This window comes from Stutzerimonas kirkiae, assembly GCF_004327335.1.
In the GTDB taxonomy this organism is placed as follows: Bacteria; Pseudomonadota; Gammaproteobacteria; order Pseudomonadales; family Pseudomonadaceae; genus Stutzerimonas; species Stutzerimonas kirkiae.
Window position 1 is genome coordinate 46,162 of record NZ_QJUO01000018.1, and the last position, 18,080, is coordinate 64,241.

Annotated in this window: 17 protein-coding genes; 2 read left to right on the plus strand and 15 right to left on the minus strand. The window is 65.1% G+C overall.

What is annotated here, in order from left to right; all coding sequences use genetic code 11:
- Positions 1-6 precede the first annotated feature (6 nt).
- The 14 genes from DNJ95_RS11420 to ccoN form a co-directional block, all read right to left on the minus strand.
- Positions 7-492: a TadE/TadG family type IV pilus assembly protein gene (locus tag DNJ95_RS11420; protein WP_131184853.1), complete on the minus strand. Its 486-nt coding sequence runs from the start codon at positions 490-492 to the stop codon at positions 7-9.
- Positions 470-1,276 carry a tetratricopeptide repeat protein gene (locus DNJ95_RS11425; RefSeq protein WP_131184854.1) on the minus strand — a complete coding sequence of 269 codons (807 nt, stop codon included), beginning with the start codon at positions 1,274-1,276 and terminating at the stop codon, positions 470-472. Before DNJ95_RS11425 ends, DNJ95_RS11420 begins: the two co-directional genes overlap by 23 nt.
- Before the next feature lie 17 nt (positions 1,277-1,293).
- Positions 1,294-2,244 carry a type II secretion system F family protein gene (locus DNJ95_RS11430; RefSeq protein ID WP_131184855.1) on the minus strand — a complete coding sequence of 317 codons (951 nt, stop codon included), beginning with the start codon at positions 2,242-2,244 and terminating at the stop codon, positions 1,294-1,296.
- 1 nt (position 2,245) lies between these two features.
- Positions 2,246-3,229, minus strand: coding sequence for a type II secretion system F family protein (locus DNJ95_RS11435; protein WP_131184856.1), 984 nt, complete (start codon positions 3,227-3,229; stop codon positions 2,246-2,248).
- Positions 3,226-4,635 (minus strand): TadA family conjugal transfer-associated ATPase, encoded by a 1,410-nt coding sequence (locus tag DNJ95_RS11440; RefSeq protein WP_131184857.1) that lies wholly within the window; start codon positions 4,633-4,635, stop codon positions 3,226-3,228. Before DNJ95_RS11440 ends, DNJ95_RS11435 begins: the two co-directional genes overlap by 4 nt.
- Positions 4,632-5,840 carry a CpaE/TadZ family protein gene (locus DNJ95_RS11445; RefSeq protein ID WP_131184858.1) on the minus strand — a complete coding sequence of 403 codons (1,209 nt, stop codon included), beginning with the start codon at positions 5,838-5,840 and terminating at the stop codon, positions 4,632-4,634. Before DNJ95_RS11445 ends, DNJ95_RS11440 begins: the two co-directional genes overlap by 4 nt.
- A gap of 15 nt (positions 5,841-5,855) precedes the next feature.
- Positions 5,856-6,269: a hypothetical protein gene (locus DNJ95_RS11450; RefSeq protein ID WP_131184859.1), complete on the minus strand. Its 414-nt coding sequence runs from the start codon at positions 6,267-6,269 to the stop codon at positions 5,856-5,858.
- Positions 6,270-6,303: 34 nt separating this feature from the next.
- Complete coding sequence (locus DNJ95_RS11455; RefSeq protein ID WP_131184860.1) at positions 6,304-7,680, minus strand: type II and III secretion system protein family protein; 1,377 nt, start codon at positions 7,678-7,680, stop codon at positions 6,304-6,306.
- Positions 7,670-8,572: a Flp pilus assembly protein CpaB gene (gene cpaB, locus DNJ95_RS11460; RefSeq protein ID WP_131184861.1), complete on the minus strand. Its 903-nt coding sequence runs from the start codon at positions 8,570-8,572 to the stop codon at positions 7,670-7,672. The genes DNJ95_RS11455 and cpaB overlap by 11 nt, the downstream gene beginning before the upstream one ends.
- A gap of 94 nt (positions 8,573-8,666) precedes the next feature.
- A complete protein-coding gene (locus DNJ95_RS11465; RefSeq protein WP_131184862.1) occupies positions 8,667-9,146 on the minus strand; it encodes an A24 family peptidase in 480 nt (159 codons plus the stop codon).
- A 5-nt stretch (positions 9,147-9,151) separates the two neighbouring features.
- Positions 9,152-9,343: a Flp family type IVb pilin gene (locus DNJ95_RS11470; protein ID WP_131184863.1), complete on the minus strand. Its 192-nt coding sequence runs from the start codon at positions 9,341-9,343 to the stop codon at positions 9,152-9,154.
- An 837-nt stretch (positions 9,344-10,180) separates the two neighbouring features.
- The gene (gene ccoP, locus DNJ95_RS11475) at positions 10,181-11,116 is read right to left on the minus strand and encodes a cytochrome-c oxidase, cbb3-type subunit III (RefSeq protein ID WP_131184864.1); all 936 of its coding nucleotides are present in this window, start codon (positions 11,114-11,116) and stop codon (positions 10,181-10,183) included.
- 83 nt (positions 11,117-11,199) lie between these two features.
- Positions 11,200-11,826, minus strand: coding sequence for a cytochrome-c oxidase, cbb3-type subunit II (ccoO, locus tag DNJ95_RS11480; protein ID WP_131184865.1), 627 nt, complete (start codon positions 11,824-11,826; stop codon positions 11,200-11,202).
- 14 nt (positions 11,827-11,840) lie between these two features.
- Complete coding sequence (gene ccoN / locus DNJ95_RS11485; protein WP_131184866.1) at positions 11,841-13,265, minus strand: cytochrome-c oxidase, cbb3-type subunit I; 1,425 nt, start codon at positions 13,263-13,265, stop codon at positions 11,841-11,843.
- Positions 13,266-13,329: 64 nt separating this feature from the next.
- Between ccoN and DNJ95_RS11490 the strand changes: the two genes are divergently transcribed.
- Both DNJ95_RS11490 and DNJ95_RS11495 read left to right on the plus strand, forming a co-directional pair.
- Positions 13,330-14,019: an alpha/beta family hydrolase gene (locus DNJ95_RS11490; RefSeq protein WP_131184867.1), complete on the plus strand. Its 690-nt coding sequence runs from the start codon at positions 13,330-13,332 to the stop codon at positions 14,017-14,019.
- 232 nt (positions 14,020-14,251) lie between these two features.
- Positions 14,252-15,754: a succinate CoA transferase gene (locus DNJ95_RS11495; RefSeq protein WP_131184868.1), complete on the plus strand. Its 1,503-nt coding sequence runs from the start codon at positions 14,252-14,254 to the stop codon at positions 15,752-15,754.
- 161 nt (positions 15,755-15,915) lie between these two features.
- Here DNJ95_RS11495 and DNJ95_RS11500 read toward each other — a convergent pair whose 3' ends face one another.
- Positions 15,916-17,484 (minus strand): methyl-accepting chemotaxis protein, encoded by a 1,569-nt coding sequence (locus DNJ95_RS11500; protein ID WP_131184869.1) that lies wholly within the window; start codon positions 17,482-17,484, stop codon positions 15,916-15,918.
- Between the last annotated feature and the right edge of the window lie 596 nt (positions 17,485-18,080).

Genomic DNA, 18,080 nt, shown 5'->3' on the forward strand with positions numbered 1-18,080 from the left:
CTGCCCTCAGGGTTCGTTCTGGATCAGCACCACGCGTTCGAAGCGCAGCCGGTCGCCGCCCAGCCAACCGATGAAGCCGGTCAGCCCGGCGCGATCGAAGCCCAGGCGGTAGATCACCATGTCGCCGCGTTCGCCGGTGTCGCAGACGGGCTGGTAGTCCTCGCCCACCTCGTCGAACGCGTTGTTCGCGCCCGGCGTATAGACCTTGGCATCGATGCGCATGCTGGCGGCGTCCACCCAGTGCGCCAGGGTATCGCTCATCACCTTGCGCACCTGCGGGCCGCAATCGCCATCCAGCCGCAGGCGCCCCAGGCGCGCGACCTGGTTGGCGGCGACGTCCAGGTGCGCGTCCGCCAGCATGATGACCGATATCTCGACGACGACGAACAGCACGCCGAACAGCAACGGCGCCACCAGGGCGAATTCCAGCGCCGTCACGCCACGCCGGTCGCCGGCCAGGCGCCGCAGGCTATTGCGCGATCGCCGTTGCATCGGGCACCTCGCTGAGCTGGCGCAGGTAGCGGTAGAACGCCAGGTTGTCCTGTACCCGGTCGCGGGATTGATTGCCCGCGAGGACTTCCTCGGCGGCCTCGTCGCGCCCGAGCAGGCCGTAGGCCAGCGCCAGGTTGTCGCGTTCCTGCGGCAACTGGCCGGACAGGCCCTGGGTGCCCAGCAGTATGTTCACGGCCTCGCGCGGCTTGCCGTCCAGTGCCAGCGACAGGCCGAGGTTGTTGCGCAGGGCGGCGTCGTCGGGATAGCGCGCGAGGCCCTGGCGGTAGATGCGTTGCGCCTGCCGCGGGTCGCCGCCCAGGTCATGGGCCACGCCCAGGCCGGCGAGGGCCTGCGGGTGGTCCGCGAAGCGGGCGAGGATCGCCTCGAAACGGGCGATGGCCTCGGGCAGCCGGCGCTGGCGCAGCAGGATACGCGCTTGCCCCAATTGGCTGGCGGGGTTCTCCGGCGCCAGCCGTTGCGCGGTGGCGTAGGCATCGTTGGCGGCGGCCAGGGTGCCCATCAGGAAGCGGGTATCCGCCAGGCCCAGCCAGACCGAGGCGACCTCGGGGTTCTTCCGCGCCAGCCGTTCGTAGAGTGACAGCGCGAGGTCGAGGTCGCCGCTTTGCAGCGCGCTGCCGGCGATGCGCAATTCGCCGGCCTCCAGTCGTTGCGCGGCCTGTTCGAGCGAGCCATCGGTGTGCAGCGCCGGGCTGCGCAGGCCGGCGCAGCCGGCCAGTTGCAGTACCAGCAGCAGGAGCGCCAGTATGCGATATCGCTCTGTCATTGGCTTTTCCTCCGGGGTTATCCCTGGCTACCGAAAAACGCAGCCAGCCCCAGTACCGCAGGGCCGGCCGCCACGATCAGGACGGTTGGCAGGATGAACAGCATCATCGGCAGGGTGATTTTCACCGCCAGCTTGGCGGCCGCCTCTTCCAGCCGCATCATGCGCGCGGTGCGTTCCGAGGCGGCGAGGATGCGCAGCGCCTGGGTGATCGCGGTGCCGTACTGGCGCGATTGCAGCAGGGTATTGACCAGTGAGTTCATGGATTCCAGCCCGGTGCGCCGCGCCAGGTTCTGCAGCACCCGTTCGGTGTCGCTGCTGAGTTGCAGCTCGCTGGAGGTCAGCCCCAGTTCCTCGCCCAGCGCCGGGCAGACCGAAGTCATTTCCTCGGCGACGCGGGCGATCGCGCTGTTCAGCCCGAGCCCGGCGTTGCTGCAGATCACCAGCAGGTCGAGGGCATCCGGCAGGCTTCGTTCGATGGCGCGTTGGCGTCGTACCACCAGCCGATCCAGCAGCAGGCGGGGCAGCAGCAGGCCAAGGTAGATCGCCAGCAGGCAGAGCAGCGCGGCATACAGCCGGTTGTCGCCCAGCAACGGCCAGACGAACAGCAGTACCAGCGCCACGCACAGGCACATGCAGAGCAAGGCCAGCGCGGTGACCACCATGATCGCCTGCGGGCCGCGGAAGCCGGCGCGCAGCAGTTTTTCCGCGACCTCCATGCGTTGCGCCATGCTCAGCAGCGGCACACGCTGGCCGATGCCGCGCAGCACCGCCAGCAGCCGCTGCGCGAGAAGGTGGCGTTGCCAGTGGCTGGCGGCCAGTCGCGGCGGCTGCTGGCTCTTGCGCTGCACTTCGCAGCGCATCCGTTCGAGCAACCTGGCCCGCCGCCCGGCGCGGGCATACAGGTAGAGGGCGCCGCCAAGCGATGCGCAGAACAGCGACAGCAGGGAAAGCAGGTTCAGTAGCGGCATCTCATACCTCCAGCCGCGCGATGCGCTGGATCGACAGCACGCCCAGCGCCAGCATGACAGCCGCCAGCCACAGCAGCTCCTGCCCGGCCTCGCTGGAGAACAGCACGCCGACGTAGTCGGGGCTCAGCAGGAACAGCGAGCCGGCGATGAAAAACGGCAAGGCGGCCAGGATCATGCCGGAGAGCCTGCCTTCCGCCGTCATCGCCCGGGTCTTCAGGCGCAGGTCGCGGCGGGTGCGGATGATCGTGGCCAGGTTGCCCAGGGCTTCCACCAGCGAGCCGCCGGTATCCCGTTGCAGCGCCAGGCATACGGCGAAGAAGGCGAAATCGGGCAGTTCGATGCGCAGCAGCGCTTCGTCCATGACATTCTGGATGTCGTTGCCCAGCACCAGGCTGTGGCCCATGCGCGCGAACTCCGGGCCGAGTGGGGCGGCGAACTGCGCCCCGACGTTGCGGATCGACTGGGTGACCGGAATCCCCGCCTGGCTGGCGCGGGTGATGCTGTCCATCGCCTCCGGCAACTGGTCGAGGAACCTGAGCTGGAAGTTCGCCAGCAGCTTGCGGTAGACCGCCACGGCCGTCAGCAGCGGGGCGGCGAACAGCGCCAGGGCGATGCTCCAGGGGTTGAGCGGCAACCAGCCGAATGCCATCAGCGCGACCGCCCCCAGCAGCGGCGCGGCGGCGGCCACGAGCAGCAGCCGGTAGCCACGCCGGCCGCCGAGCGTGTCCAGCCGGTTGAGGTAGTAGCCCAGGCTGCCCATGGCCTGGTGGCGCTGGCGCCGCCGCGCCTCGGCCCGGGCCTGGGCAAGTTCCTGGAGAATTTTCTGCCGGGAAACGTCGCACGACTCGCTGAGCAGCCCTTGCAGCCGCTGCTGGATGCGCGCCGCCGGGCGCTGGCGCAGGGCGTCGCGCAGCACGCCGAGTGCCAGCCCCAGCAGTACGCAGGCGAGAAAGGTGGCCAGCATGACGATATCCGCGCGGCTCATGGCTGCATCGCCTCCAGCAGGGCGCTTTCCATGCCGTAGTAGCGGGCGCGCTCGGCGAAAATCGGGCGCATGGCGCTGCTGTCGTAGGTACCTTTGACCAGGTCGTCGTAGGCGCTGTCGTCGTAATTGAAGCGGAACAGTTCCTGGGTGACGATGACATCGCCCTCCATGCCCGCCAGCTCGACGATGCTGGTGACGCGGCGGCTGCCGTCGCGCATGCGCTCCACCTGCACGATCAATTGCACCGCGCTGGCGATCTGGCGGCGGATGGAGTACAGCGGCAGGTTGCCGTTGGCCATCAGTACCATGCTTTCCAGGCGGATCAGCGCGTCACGCGGGGTGTTGGCGTGCAGGGTGGTCATCGAGCCGTCGTGGCCGGTATTCATCGCCTGCAGCACGTCCAGCGCCTCCGCGCCACGGGTCTCGCCGAGGATGATGCGGTCCGGGCGCATGCGCAGCGCGTTGCGCACCAGGTCGCCCTGGGTGACCCGGCCGCCGCCCTCCAGGTTGGCCGGCCGGGTTTCCAGGCGCAGCACGTGGGGCTGCTGCAATTGCAGTTCGGCGGCATCCTCCACGGTGATGATGCGCTCCGCCACCGAGATGAAGCGCGACAGGGCATTGAGCAGGGTGGTCTTGCCCGAGCCGGTGCCACCGGAAATCAGGATGTTCAGCCGGCTCGCCGCGGCGATCTCGAGCACCCGGGCCATCGCCTGGGACAGGCTGCCTTTCGCCGCCAGGCGCTGCAGCGTCAGGTCCTTGCGCGAGAACTTGCGGATAGAGATGGCCGCGCCGTCGATCGCCAGCGGTGGCAATACCACGTTCACGCGGCTGCCGTCGGCGAGGCGGGCGTCGACCATCGGGCTGCTTTCGTCGACCCGGCGCCCCACCGATGAGGCGATACGCTGGGCGACGTTGACCACGTGGGCGTTGTCGCGGAACTTCAGCAGCGTCAATTCCAGTTTGCCGAAGCGCTCGACGTAGATCTGGTCCGGGCCGTTGACCATGATGTCGCTGACGTTATCGTCCTGCAGCAGGGGCTCTATCGGGCCGACGCCGAACATGTCGTCGAGGATCGCTTGCGCCATCAGCAACTGCTCGCTGTGCGGCACCGGCGTGCCTTCGCCGGCGACGGTTTCCGCGATGATTGTCTCGACCTCCCGGCGCACGTCGTCGCGCGGGCGCTCCAGGGCACTGGAAATGTCCAGCGTGGCGAACAGCGTCTGGCGGATATGGGCATAGCTGTCGGAGCGGACGATGCTGTCTTCGCTATCGCCCGGGCGCTGGGAGGGCACTTCGTCATGCCCCGTGCCGGCCGCCGCAGCCGGCGTGCCCGCGGACGCGCGGGACTGTTGCGGTTGCCCGGCCTCGGGCGGTGCAGGGGCTGACGATTTGCGACCAAAGCTCATGCCGCCCCCTTGCTGGCCAGGCGTTGCCACCAGGGTTTGCCGGGCGCCGTTGCTGTCTCTCCGGTCAGCAGGCTGGCGAGGCGGGCGATGCCCTGGGCGAATTCGCTGCGCTCGGGCATGGACTGCGTCAGGTTTTCCGCCAGCGACAGGGCCTGGGCGTCGTAGCCGATCTGTAGCGCGATGGGGATGTCGACCGTGTCGATGAAGTCGTTGATGGCGACCTTGTTGCGATTGTGCGGCTGTGGCTGGTTGATGATGCTGTATACCGTCGCCGGCGTGGGCTGTGCCTCGATGCTGCGCACCAGCCTGACCAGTGTCCTGGCCGAATGGACCGAAGGCTCCGCCACCACGCAGGCGAGGTTGGCGTGCAGGAAGGCTTCGTTGGCCAGCGTGCCGCCGCGCTGTGGCACATCCAGCACTATGTAGTGGTAGTGCTGGCTGAGTACGGCCAGCAGTTGCCCCAGTACGCCTTCGGCGATCGTGTAGGCGTCCATGTAGTCCAGTTCCGCGCCTACCGCGTACAGCCGCCCGGAGACCGTGCTCAGAAGCTGTTCCAGGTACTGCGGGTCCAGGCGCCGGACATTGTTCAGTAGTTCGATCAGCGCGCTGCCGCCGCCCAGGCCGAGCATGCTGGTGCCACAGCCGCCATACAGGTCCAGGTCGATGTAGATCACGCGCCGGTGCGCCCCGGCGTTGGCCAGGCAGCGCGCCAGATGTACCGCCACGCTGGTGGTGCCGACGCCGCCGCGGCTGCCGACCACCGCGACGGTCTTGCCCAGGCGTCGTTGGCGCACTGGACGGTTGCCCTCGTCGAGCAGCACGCGCCGCAGCAACTCCATGCCCAGTGGCTTGACCAGGTAGTCCTGGATGCCGCGTGACAGCAGGTTGCGATACAGGCCGACATCGTTGCGCTCGCCCACCACATAGACCTTCACCGAGGGCTCGCAGGCGTCGGCCAGCCGTTCGAGTTCATCCAGCGGCCCGCTGGAGCCGGAGATGTCCACCAGCAGGCGTTGTGGCGAGCGCCCGGCCTTTTTCAGCCAACCGATGCAGTCGTCGATATCGCCACGCTCTACCCGGTAGTCGGTTGGCGTGCTGGCCTTGAAAAAACTGCCCAGCGCTTGCTTGCTGTCGCTGTCCGTGACGAATGCGGCGAATGTCAGCACGCGTTGCTCGGCACGTTCCCTATCACCTGGCAGGTTCATTCATCCCCATCCGTTTCAGTTGTCCAGATCTTCGGTGGACGCGGTTTCGCGTAGCGCCTCCACCTTGTTTTCCCGGTAGCGGGTGACCGCCAGGGCCGCCGCGTCGGCGTGCATGCCCGGATACCGCAGGGGCTGCGCCAGGTCCTGCGGGCGTGCCAGGCTCGCCGCCAGGTTGCCGTAGGTCGCGCAGCCGAAGGCGATCCGCCAGCGCTGGCGGTCCTCGCCCTGGCGCCTGGCGGGCTGTTCCAGGGCGCGGCAATCGGGCGCTACGCCGACCCAGTGTTCGCCGAAGCGCTGCAACTGGATGACCGACGCGTCCGGTACGCCCTGGGCATCCCGCTGCCAACTCGCGCAGCCGGGCAGCAGCAATGCCAGCCCGGCCACCAGCAGTGTCGTGGCGGGGCGGTATATTTCCGTGTGGATTGCCATTCGCAGTCTCCTCTGGGCGGACGGCCAGGTGCCGTCAGTAGACGAAGCCAGCCGTCCCGGTCAGGCGTGGAACGCTGCTCTGCAAGGGGTCGTAGCCACTCTTGCGCTGCAGCATGTATTCGATATCGGAATTGGCCCGCATGCTGTCCAGCGGCGTTGCCAACTGGCCGGGAGACGTGGGGCGGACCAGGTAGGGCGTCACTATCACCACCAGTTCGCTCTTGTTGTTGCGGTAGTCCGACGAGGAAAACAGCTTGCCCAGCACGGGGATGGCGCCCAGGCCGGGTACCCTGGAAAGCACGTCGCTGATGTTGTTCTGCAGCAGCCCGCCGATGGCGAAGCTCTGCCCGCTGGCCATTTCCACCGTGGTTTCCACCCGCCGCACGGAAATGCCGGGAATGCTGATGTTGTCCACGGTCACGCTGTTGTCGGTGTCGATCTCGCTGATCTCGGGGCGCACCTTGATGCTGATGCGGTCGTCGGCCAGCACCGTGGGGGTGAAGTCGAGCGCCACGCCGAAGGCCTTGAACTCGACGGTGGTGGTGTTCTCTTCCTGGCGCACCGGCACCGGGAACTCGCCGCCGGCCAGGAAACTGGCGGTCTGCCCGGAAATGGCGGTGAGGTTGGGTTCGGCCAGGATGCTGATCAGGCCCTCCTGGTCCAGCGCGTCGATCATCGCCTGGATTGAGGTACCGCCCTTGCTGTAGCCGCCGAGGAAGGAGTAGGCGTCGGAAGAGTAGACATAGCCGTCCGTGCCGGTGAAGTCCCGCCCGTTGGCCAGGCCGAGGGTGAACCTGCCCGGCGAGGCGAGCACCTGCCAATTGATGCCCAGTTGCTGGGTGATGGCGCGCGACACCTCGGTCACGCGTACCCGCAGGTATACCTGTACCGGGCTGGACAGGCCCAGCCGGTTGACCACCTGGTCCTCCTCCCCGAGCCAGGGGCGCAAGGTCTGCAGGATGGCCTCGGCGGTGCCGGCATCGGGCACCGCACCGGAGACCATCAGCGAGCCGGGCGCCGAGGCCAGCGACAGGCGCAGGGCCGGGAAGCGCTGGCGCAGTGCGGCCTGCATTTCGGCGAGGTTGTGCCGCACCAGCAACTGGCGCTTGAGCAGCGTCCTGCCGTTGGCGTCCAGCGCGTACAGCGTGGTGCTGCCCACCCGCACCCCGAGCACCAGCAGGGTGCCGGCGGTGGGCGACTGCACGTCGGCGATCTTCGGGTCGGCGACGAAGACCGTCGCCAGTTCGCCGCCCACCCGCAGCAGCGAACCTTCGCCGACGGCCAGCGCCAACTGCCCCCAGGCCGGTGCGCTCGCCAGCAGGCCGGCGACCAGCAGTGCCTGGAATGCGTGCCTGGCCGGCCGTCGAAAAACGGCCTCGCCCAGCTTGTTCAACGGCTTGTCAGCGTGCATGAGTGTCGAATTCCTGTTGTTGTCGTTGGCTGCCGCGCAGGATGAGTACCCGCCGTGGCGCCGCCGGGCCTTGGCTGTTTTCCGTTGCCGTGCCGTCCAGTACACGGGACACATCGCCGCCCCACACCGGGCGACGCTCCTCGCCGCTGGCGCTGTCCCAGGCCACCACGGAGGCCGCTGGCGCCTGGGCATCGGCCCGCGCCTCGCGCTCCTCCACGGCGAAACTGCGCAAGGCCATGGACAGGCTGCCCAGTTGCGTGGCGACGGTGACGGCTTCCGCCGCGCGCGGCGCCACCTCGAAGGTGATGGTTCTGGCGCGGCTGGGCTTGTTGTCTTGCGCGTTGCCCTGGAACCTGGAGCCCACCGCGATGATGCGTACCCGCTCCACCACGGTTTCACTCACCACCAGGGTCGTGGCGCGCGCCCCATTCTTGCCGGCCTGGCTCAGTTTCTGGGTGAGGATGATGTCGACGAAATCCCCCGGCTGGATCAGGCCGGCGTTGCCGGATACATCGTTGACCGGCACGGAAACGGCCCGCATGCCTGGCTTGAGCGCCGCCGCCAGGAAGCCGGGGGCGTCCGGGCGGATCACATCGCCTTCCAGGATCAGCGCGCCGGCCGGTTTCGCGCCGCGCATCAGCGCACCGTGCAATTCGCTGCCTGCCGTGCCTTCGGCCAGGGCGCCCTTGGGCAGCCTGTCGGCGGCGACCGCCCGCCATTCCAGGTCACCTTCGCGCAGCAGCAGGCCGGCCGGTAGCGCGGCGGCGGCGGCCCTGATGCGCAGCGCCTGCGGCGGTGGCTCCGGGGTACGGCTGACGAACCAGCCCCGCGCCAGCAGCGCCAGGGCGGCGGCGGCGAGCAGGATCAAGGCGAGCTTCAATACCGATGACATCGATCACTCCCTGGTGTGGCGTCAAGTATCAATGCCGGCATATGGATCAGTGCCCGTAGGGGCCGTGCGCAACCGGACATCCGCCCCTTGGCTGTCAGCCCCGTTGTTCGAGCAGCAGCACGACGATACCGCCGAGCACCAGCGCCACCCCGTAGGGCACCCCGCGCCGCGCCGACAGGGCATGGCGCAAGCCCCTCGGCGAGCTGCCCGGGCAGCGGTCCGCCAGCCAGCCGGCGATGCCCAGCAGCAGGCCGCCAAGGCCGGTCGCCAGCAACGCGGCAGGTGCTCCGGACGGCCCGGCCCACAGCATCAGCACCGTCGCCAGCTTGACATCACCGCCGCCGATGCCGCCGTGCATGAAGGGCGGCAACAGCGAGAGGAAGGTGAGCGCGGCGGCCAGGCCATGCAGGGCTAACGCGCTCCAGCCCATCTCGCCCAGCCATGCATTGAGCGGGAACAGCCCGGCATACAGCAGCACCCAGCGGTTCGGCAGGCGGCGCCGGAGCAGATCGGCGCGGGCCAGTTGCCAGAAGATCGCCGCCAGCGGCAGTGACAGGTAACCGCCGGGTAGCATTGGCGTTAATCTGGTGTCGATTCTGTCGCGGCATTAGTGATGGCGGTTCCAGCGTTTTCAAATAGTGTCTCGATATCGCCCTTGAAGTTGGTGACGCCGGTCACTATCACGACTACCAGTATTCCCGCCAGGATGGCATATTCCAATGCGGATACTCCGCGCTCGTCATCTTTTAATATATTCAGAAGTCTGCGCATCATGTTGCTCCTTGCATGGATAATATTATTGCTGGATGAGAAGTTAGGAGTATTACAAAGAGATTGCAAGTGGATATGTCGCGGCATCCTGTCGCGGATTATTGGTTTAACTGATGGGTATTTATTATTTCCGGTTATTCCTTGCCGTAATTGGCTGTCAAACGACAGGAAATAATGAAGGGCGTTAAGAGCCTGTTCACGATCTCGCGAGCCAGGACCCGCCATGCACGCGGGCTTCCCGGCTCAGGTGCAGACGGCGCCCCCTACCTGAACCTGATAGTCGCTATCGTCACGGAAATCGAGTCAATTCATGCAGCGTGGACGGGCGCGGCTGTTATTGCATAGGCTGTGTGACTGAATGACACTGCGACCGATAGTCCTGTTCACGGAGTGTTGGTTTGAAGAGGCGATGGAAGTTCCAGTCGTGTGGGTATTTGGCCGCTGATTGCCACTTCCATATCGCTAATGCATGCGGTGAGAGTGGCGGGTGGTTATTCGATTGATCGCTATCGAAGTGGTTGTTTGATATGGGCAGTGTTTCAGGATTGGAATAAATAATGTATGGCTTCAGGATCGTACAGCGCGACCTGGAGCTTATCGTACCTGTACGAATGCCTGGTGGCGTGCGGGATTCGCGACAGTACGGGCACCAGGACAGCGCCAGCGGCCTACGATAAAACGCACACTCGATTGCCTATCCAGCCAGCGCATCTGCCGGATGCGCGACAGTACTGCGGTCAGGGCGCGAAGAAGCTCATGTGGCTGGTCATGTGAAAGGCGGGGGATGGCGAGAATCGCCGGGGGGAAGGGCGGTACGAATGTACCGCCCCTGGTGCGTTACTGTTCTTCTGTCCGTTCGTCGCTCTTGGACAGGCTGTAGACATAGGCCGCCAGCAGGTGGACCTTGTCGTTGCCCAGGTATTGCTCCTGTGCCGGCATCTGGCCATTGCGGCCATGACGGATGGTCTGCTGCAACTGCGCCAGGCTGCTGCCGTAGATCCAGCCGGCCGGGCTGTTCAGCGCCGGAGCGCCGAGTGCGGCCATGCCGTCGCCAGTCGCACCGTGGCAGACGGCGCAGGTCTGGGCGTAGACGGTCTCGCCGGCTTCCAGATCGACGCTGGTGCCTTCCGGCAGTGCCAGGCCTGCCAGGTCCTTGCGCACGAATGCCGCGACGTTCTTCACGCCTTCTTCGCCGATGACCGCGCCCCAGGCGGGCATGACGCCGATACGGCCATGGAGGATCGAGGCCTTGATGGTCTCGGGCTCGCCGCCCCAGCGCCAGTCCTTGTCGGCCAGGTTGGGGAAGCCGACCGAGCCCTTGGCGTCCGAGCCATGGCAGATCGAGCAGTAGGTGGCGAACAGGCGGTTACCCATTTTCAGCGCCTGCTCGTCCTTGGCCACCTCGGCGATGGGCATGGCGGAGTACTTGGCGAAGATCGGGCCGTATTTCGCTTCAGCCTGCGCTACCTCGCGCTCCCAGGCTTTTTCCTGGGTCCAGCCGCCTTCATAGCCCGGCAGCACGCCCTTCCAGTTACCCAGGCCCGGATAGAGGACCAGGTAGACGATGCCGAACAGCAGGGTGCCGATGAACAGCAGGAACCACCACTTGGGCAGCGGGTTGTCGTACTCCTCGATGCCGTCGAAGGCATGTCCCAGGGTCTTGTCGGTGGTCGTGGCCGGTTCACCCTTGCGTGTGGCGAAGATCAACCAGAACAGAGCGACAAAGGTGCCCAGCGTCAGCAGGGCGATGTATCCACTCCAGAAAGTGCTCATGTGCTACTCCTGGACAGCCTGAGCAACTCCGACTGTCCTCGATTTTAGTCCCAGGCGGCCATCAGGCGGCCGCCGTCCGATGATCAGCGCTTGTTCTGCAAGGCAGTGCCGAGCACTTGCAGGTAGGCGACCATTGCGTCCATCTCGGTCTTGCCCTTGACGGCATCGGAGGCACCGGCGATGTCCTCTTCGCTATAGGGCACGCCCAGAGCACGCAGCGCCTGCATCTTCTTGGCGGTATCCTTGCCGTCGAGCACGTTCTCGACCAGCCAGGGATAGGACGGCATTTTCGATTCCGGGACCACGTTGCGCGGGTTGTACAGGTGCGCACGTTGCCAGTCGTCGGAGTAGCGACCGCCGACGCGGGCCAGGTCCGGACCACGACGGTTGGAACCCCACAGGAAGGGGTGGTCGTAGACGCTCTCGCCAGCGACCGAGTAGTGCCCGTAGCGTTCGGTCTCGGCGCGGAACGGGCGGATCATCTGGGTGTGGCAACCGACGCAGCCTTCCTTGATATAGAGGTCGCGGCCTTCCAGTTCCAGCGCGGTGTAGGGCTTCATGCCCGCCACCGGCTCGTTGACCACGTCCTGGAAGAACAGCGGGACGATTTGCGTCAGGCCACCGATGCTCACGGCGAAGATCATCAGAATGGCCATCAGGCCGATGTTCTTCTCGATTTTCTCGTGTTTGGTCTCGTTATGAGTTGTCATTTCAGGTCGGCTCCTCAGGCAATCTGCGCGGCGGCATCGTATTCAGCCGGTTTGGAGGCCTGCACGGTCTTCCAGGTGTTGTAGGCCATCAGCAGCATGCCGGCGAAGAAGATCGCACCGCCGATCACGCGCACCACGAAACCGGGGTGGCTGGCTTCCAGCGCTTCGACGAAGGAGTAGGTCAGGGTGCCGTCGTCGTTCACCGCGCGCCACATCAGGCCCTGGGTGATGCCGTTGACCCACATCGAGGCGATGTAGAGCACGGTGCCGATGGTGGCCAGCCAGAAGTGGCCGTTGATCAGCGCGACGCTGTACATCTGTTCGCGACCGAAGACCTTCGGAATCAGGTGGTACAGGGCACCGATGGAAACCATGGCGACCCAGCCGAGGGCGCCGGCATGCACGTGGCCGATGGTCCAGTCGGTGTAGTGGGAGAGGGCGTTGACGGTCTTGATCGCCATCATCGGGCCTTCGAAGGTGGACATGCCGTAGAAGGCCAGGGACACCACCAGGAAGCGCAGGATGGGGTCGCTGCGCAGCTTATGCCAGGCGCCGGAGAGGGTCATCATGCCGTTGATCATGCCGCCCCAGCTCGGTGCCAGCAGGATCAGCGACATCACCATGCCGAGGGACTGCGCCCAGTCGGGCAGGGCAGTGTAGTGCAGGTGGTGCGGGCCGGCCCAGATATAGACGGTGATCAGCGCCCAGAAGTGCACGATGGACAGCCGGTAGGAATAGACCGGGCGTTCGGCCTGCTTGGGCACGAAGTAGTACATGATGCCGAGGAAGCCTGCGGTCAGGAAGAAGCCCACGGCGTTGTGGCCGTACCACCACTGGACCATGGCGTCGGTGGCGCCGGAGTACAGCGAGTAGGACTTGAGCAGGGTGACCGGGATTTCCAGGTTGTTGACCACGTGCAGCAGGGCCACGGTGATGATGAAGGCACCGAAGAACCAGTTGCCGACATAGATATGGGAGACTTTGCGCTTGATCAGGGTCCCGAAGAACACCACGGCGTAGGAAACCCAGACGATGGTGATCAGGATATCGATCGGCCATTCCAGTTCCGCGTACTCCTTGGAGGTGGTGATGCCCAGCGGCAGGCTGATGGCCGCCAGCAGGATCACCAGTTGCCAGCCCCAGAAGGTGAAGGCAGCCAGTTTGGGCGCGAACAACTCGGTGCGGCAGGTGCGCTGTACCGAGTAGTAGGAGGTGGCGAACAGGGCACAACCGCCGAAGGCGAAGATCACCGCGTTGGTGTGCAATGGTCGCAAGCGGCCGAAGCTGGTCCAGGGGAGGTCGAAGTTGAGTTGCGGCCAGGCCAATTGTGCTGCGATGAAAACGCCGAGCCCCATCCCGACGATTCCCCACACCACCGTCATGATGGCAAATTGGCGGACCACCTTGTAGCTATAGGCGGTACTGGTTGCTGTGTTCATGTATGGGCTTCCATCCACGGCTAATGAGCGGTTTTTTTCTTTCTAAAAGAAAGCGGGAGCAAGCATGGAGAAAGGGCAAATAAGCGGTATTGACCCGGATCAATACACATCGGGCGCACATTTAGTTGCTGGTATCTGGAATCGCCCCGAACGGCCCTCGGGGCATACCCTGATTCTCGCTCACGGAGCGGGGGCGCCGATGGATAGCGACTTCATGAACGGCATCGCCGGGCGGCTCGCGAACCTAGGCGTGGCGGTGTTTCGCTTCGAGTTTCCCTATATGCGCGAGCGCCGCGAGACAGGCCGCCGGCGCCCCCCGAATCCGGCCCCGCAACTGTTGCAGGCATGGCGGGAGGCCCATGCATTCGTGCGACAGCAAACCGCAGGGCAATTGGCCATCGGCGGCAAGTCGATGGGCGGGCGGATGGCCAGCATGCTGGCGGATGAGCTGGATTGCGCCGCGCTGGTCTGCCTGGGCTACCCCTTCCATGCCGCAGGCCGCAAGGACAAGCCCCGTGTCGAGCACCTGGCCGGGTTGCGCACGCCAGCGCTGATCGTCCAGGGGGAGCGTGACGCCCTCGGCGATCGCGCCACGGTCGCGACCTATGCACTGTCGCCGGCGATCGCCACCCTGTGGCTGGAGAGCGCGGACCACGACCTGAAACCACTGCGGCGCTCCGGCTTCACCCATGAGCTGCACCTGGATCGCGCTGCCCGGGAGATCGCCGGTTTTCTCTGTGGATTGCCGGCATGATTGCGACTTTCGTATAGCAGCCAAGAATGCTGAGCACTCTAGAATCGGAGAGACTTCGGGGGCGATTCATGTTATCCATCGGCAACGGGCCGGACCTTCGTACAGGCTTGCGCCTGGGAAACCGGTGCATGAAACGTGCGACATCGCTCCCACCATGCTCCGCTTCTATTGCAGCGTTCCATCGCTGTAGCCATCACAAGACATACAAAACACGGCTATCGAGAGGTGCTTTATGGAAACTGACCTGAACCAATTCATCCGCAACGAGGCGTTCCGCGACAAGATCGTCTCCGCCGAGGAGGCCGCCTCCTGGATCGAGGATGGCATGAGCCTGGGGATGAGCGGATTCACGCTGTTCGGCGAACCGAAGGAATTTCCCAGGGCGTTGGCCGAGCGTGGGAAACAGGAAAAATTCAAGGTCAATCTGTACACCGGCGCATCCATGGGCCCGGCGGCCGACCAGGCGATGGCCGAGGCGGGCATCATCAACCTGCGCCTGCCCTACCAGGGCAACCCGGTGCTGCGCGGCAAGATCAACAGCGGCGAAGCCTTCTATATCGACCAGCACCTCTCCCATACCGCCGAGTGGATTCGCCAGGGCGTACTGCCGGCGATCGACTACGCAATCATCGAGGCCGCCGCGATCACCGAGGACGGCCAGATCATCCCGACCGGCTCGGTGGGCAACTCGCCGATCTTCGTGCAGACCGCCAAGCATGTGATCATCGAGCTGAACACCTCGGCGCCGCGTGAATACGAAGGCATGCACGACATCTACGTGCCCGGGCCGGCCGGGGAGCGCAAGGATATCCCGGTCTACGACATCAGCAAGCGCATCGGCACCAAGGGTATTCCGGTCGATCCGGCCAAGGTGCGCGGCATCGTGCTGTCGAGCCAGCCGGACATTCCTTCGCCGCTGTTCGAGCCGAACGCCGAGACCCAGCAGATCGCCGACAACCTGCTGGAGTTCCTGCGTGCCGAGGTCAAGGCCGGCCGCCTTACCGAGAGCCTGGCACCGCTGCAGTCGGGGGTGGGCTCGGTGGCCAACGCCGTGCTCAACGGCATGAAGACTTCCGAGTTCCGTGACATCGTGGTCGCGTCGGAAGTGCTGCAGGATGGCATCTTCGACCTGATCGACGCCGGCGTGGTGAAGTTCGCCGCGGCCACGGCGCTGTCGCTGTCGAAGAAGCGCGTGGAAACCCTTGGCCAGGACCTGGCCAAATACAAGGACAAGCTGGTCTTCCGTCCGCAGGAAATCTCCAACCACCCCGAGGTGATTCGCCGCCTGGGCATCATTTCCTTCAACACCGCGCTGGAAGTGGACATCTACGGCAACGTCAACTCCACCCATGTCGGCGGTACGCGGATGATGAACGGGATCGGCGGCTCCGGCGACTTCGCCCGCAACGCCCGCATCACCATCTTCGTCACGTCCTCGACGGCGAAGGAGGGCAAGGTGTCCTCCATCGTGCCGTTCGTCTCCCACGTCGACCACACCAACCACGATGTCGACGTGATCGTCACCGAGCAGGGCTATGCCGACCTGCGCGGGCTGGCCCCGGTACAGGCGGCGGTGAAGATCATCGAGAACTGCATGCACCCTGATTTCCGGGAGCAGGCCTACGAGTACTTCAACGAGGCCAGGGCGCGCGGCGGCCATACTCCGCATGTGCTGCAGAAGGCCTTCTCCTGGCATACGGCGCTGGCCGAGACAGGCACCATGCGCAAGGATTGAGCGTTGCCGCGCACTGAGTACGCCGTGCGCAGCAGGGATAGCGGCTCCGATCGTTCAGGTGCGTGCGGCGCACCCTACACAAGGCCGCCGCCCGCGACATTCGATCGTTGACGCGACACCAGGCTCATGGGCAATTACCTGCCCATGAGTTTTTCCGTCGTTCAGCGATTGAAGCGCTCGACCAGCGAATACTGCCCTTGGGCCGTGGCGGTCAGCTCTTCGCTGAGCAGGGCGGATTTCTGCGCATCCCCGGTGGTTTCGCCAGCCAGTCGCGCGATGGTGGAGACGTTCTGGCTGATCTCTTCGCTGACGCTGCTCTGCTGTTCGGTGGCCGAGGCGATCTGCGTGGTCATTTCGATGACCTCTTCCATGGCCTGGCTGATCGCGCTCAGCGCCTGGTCGGCCTGCACGATATGTTCGACGCCCTGGCCGGCTTCCGCCTGGCCATGGTGGGTGGTGTCCACCGCATGGCGGGCCTGCTGCTGCAACTGTTCGATCAACTGGTGGATTTGCCCTGTTGCATCCGCCGTGCGCAATGCCAGTTGGCGAACCTCGTCGGCCACCACCGAGAAACCACGCCCGCTCTCGCCGGCGCGGGCTGCTTCGATGGCGGCGTTGAGCGCCAGCAGGTTGGTCTGCTCGGCGATGCCCTTGATCACGTCCACTACGCCGCCGATGTGTTCGCTGCCGCTGGCCAGTTGCTCTACCGCGCTGCCGGTCCTGGCCACCGAGTCAGCCAGGTTCTCGATGGTCTTGCGGGTCTGCGCCGTGACCTCGCGGCCTTCTCGGGTCAGTTCGCTGGCCTGGCGGGTGGCACTGGCGGCATGCGCCACATTGCCGGCGACTTCCTGGGTGGTCGCGGCCATCTGGTTGATGGCCGCGGCGACCTGTTCGGTCTCCTGGCTCTGGCGTGACAGCCCGGATGAACAGTTCTGCGCCAGCCGGTCGGCCTCGCCAGCCTGTTTCTGCAGTTGCACCGCACTGTCCTGCAGGCGTGTCAGGCAGGTCTTCAGGTGCGCCTGCTGGCTGAGCATCGCCAGTTCCAACTGGGCTTCCGAGCCGCGGCTGTCGGTGTACATGCGGGCGATCAGCGGATCACTGGTGGATTGCCTGGCCAGTTGCAGCAGGCGCTGCATGCCACGTTGCTGCCAGCGCAGGCCGGCCAGTCCGAGCGGCACGGAGAGCAGGGCGGCGAGGATGAAACCCCAGTGGTGGTCCAGCCAGATGCCGACCATGAAGCCGATCTGGCTGATCAGGATGAACGGTAGCCAGTTGAGGATGATCGGCAACCAGCGATCCCGCCGCGGTACCCCGCTCTTGCCGGCATTCAGCCTGGCATACAATTCCCTCGCGCGGCGGACCTGCTCTTCGGTCGGCCTGGTGCGTACCGATTCGTAGCCGGTGATCTCGCGCTGGCCGTCGAGGATGGGGGTGACATAGGCGTTGACCCAGTAGTAGTCGCCATTCTTGCGGCGGTTCTTGACGATGCCCATCCACGGCTTGCCCTGTTGCAGGGTCTGCCACATATGGGCGAATACCGCGGGTGGCACGTCCGGATGGCGGATCAGGTTGTGCGGTGCATTGATCAACTCCGCCCGAGTGAAGCCGCTGACTTCGGCGAAGATGTCGTTGCAGTAGCTGATCTGACCCTTGAGATTGGTGGTCGAGATCAACCGCTGCTGATCGGGGAACGAGTATTCGTGTTGTGTGACCGGCTGGTTGTTACGCATGAGTGAAAGGACGCCTGGCAGGATGACGAGTTTGGACGCGCCTCATGGGGGACGTCTCGTTTTTCGAGCGAGTGGAGCGGCAATCAATGGAAACTAAAATCTGGTAGTAGATTTTACGGCATTGTTGTCGGCCTGTATTCCGGAATCCTCGCCTGCTCGTTACGACCAATGTCGAGACACCCGGATGCCCGTAGAAGCCTCCTCTGCGTCTTCGCCGCAGCACTGCCGTGTAGCGAACAGGTGCGCCAGATATTGGAGTTCGGCCGCGCGGGGGAAAGCAGCCGTAGTCCACACGGGTGTGTTCGCAGCCGAGTAGGAGAGTGGCTTGTCCGGTATCGGCCTGGGACCATTGTCGGCACAGTTCGCTGTGATCGCGTATGGGCGAGCGAGCTTTTCCGCCTACCGGGACGAGCGCATGAAATACCGGATCATGGTCGTGCAGGCTGGATAGGCGTGTGCTGCCTTGTTGCGACCGGATTGGCAATCAAGCGTGTGTTTCTCGTACGCCGCTGTCGGTGTTCTGCTGAGCGTGAAGTCGCGGTCCCATCCAGCCCCGCTACGCCCCCCCATGAACCCGCAGCTCATATGAATAAGGG

Bases quoted from the DNA above. Each gene is read 5' to 3' on its own strand.
- DNJ95_RS11435 (WP_131184856.1), bottom strand. From the start codon at position 3,229: ATGAGCCGCGCGGATATCGTCATGCTGGCCACCTTTCTCGCCTGCGTA.
- DNJ95_RS11430 (WP_131184855.1), bottom strand. From the start codon at position 2,244: ATGCCGCTACTGAACCTGCTTTCCCTGCTGTCGCTGTTCTGCGCATCG.
- DNJ95_RS11455 (WP_131184860.1), bottom strand. From the start codon at position 7,680: ATGCACGCTGACAAGCCGTTGAACAAGCTGGGCGAGGCCGTTTTTCGA.
- DNJ95_RS11425 (WP_131184854.1), bottom strand. From the start codon at position 1,276: ATGACAGAGCGATATCGCATACTGGCGCTCCTGCTGCTGGTACTGCAA.
- cpaB (WP_131184861.1), bottom strand. From the start codon at position 8,572: ATGTCATCGGTATTGAAGCTCGCCTTGATCCTGCTCGCCGCCGCCGCC.
- DNJ95_RS11500 (WP_131184869.1), bottom strand. From the start codon at position 17,484: ATGCGTAACAACCAGCCGGTCACACAACACGAATACTCGTTCCCCGAT.
- ccoP (WP_131184864.1), bottom strand. From the start codon at position 11,116: ATGAGCACTTTCTGGAGTGGATACATCGCCCTGCTGACGCTGGGCACC.
- DNJ95_RS11490 (WP_131184867.1), top strand. From the start codon at position 13,330: ATGGAGAAAGGGCAAATAAGCGGTATTGACCCGGATCAATACACATCG.
- DNJ95_RS11470 (WP_131184863.1), bottom strand. From the start codon at position 9,343: ATGCGCAGACTTCTGAATATATTAAAAGATGACGAGCGCGGAGTATCC.
- DNJ95_RS11450 (WP_131184859.1), bottom strand. From the start codon at position 6,269: ATGGCAATCCACACGGAAATATACCGCCCCGCCACGACACTGCTGGTG.
- ccoO (WP_131184865.1), bottom strand. From the start codon at position 11,826: ATGACAACTCATAACGAGACCAAACACGAGAAAATCGAGAAGAACATC.
- DNJ95_RS11420 (WP_131184853.1), bottom strand. From the start codon at position 492: ATGCAACGGCGATCGCGCAATAGCCTGCGGCGCCTGGCCGGCGACCGG.
- DNJ95_RS11445 (WP_131184858.1), bottom strand. From the start codon at position 5,840: ATGAACCTGCCAGGTGATAGGGAACGTGCCGAGCAACGCGTGCTGACA.
- DNJ95_RS11495 (WP_131184868.1), top strand. From the start codon at position 14,252: ATGGAAACTGACCTGAACCAATTCATCCGCAACGAGGCGTTCCGCGAC.
- DNJ95_RS11465 (WP_131184862.1), bottom strand. From the start codon at position 9,146: ATGCTACCCGGCGGTTACCTGTCACTGCCGCTGGCGGCGATCTTCTGG.
- ccoN (WP_131184866.1), bottom strand. From the start codon at position 13,265: ATGAACACAGCAACCAGTACCGCCTATAGCTACAAGGTGGTCCGCCAA.
- DNJ95_RS11440 (WP_131184857.1), bottom strand. From the start codon at position 4,635: ATGAGCTTTGGTCGCAAATCGTCAGCCCCTGCACCGCCCGAGGCCGGG.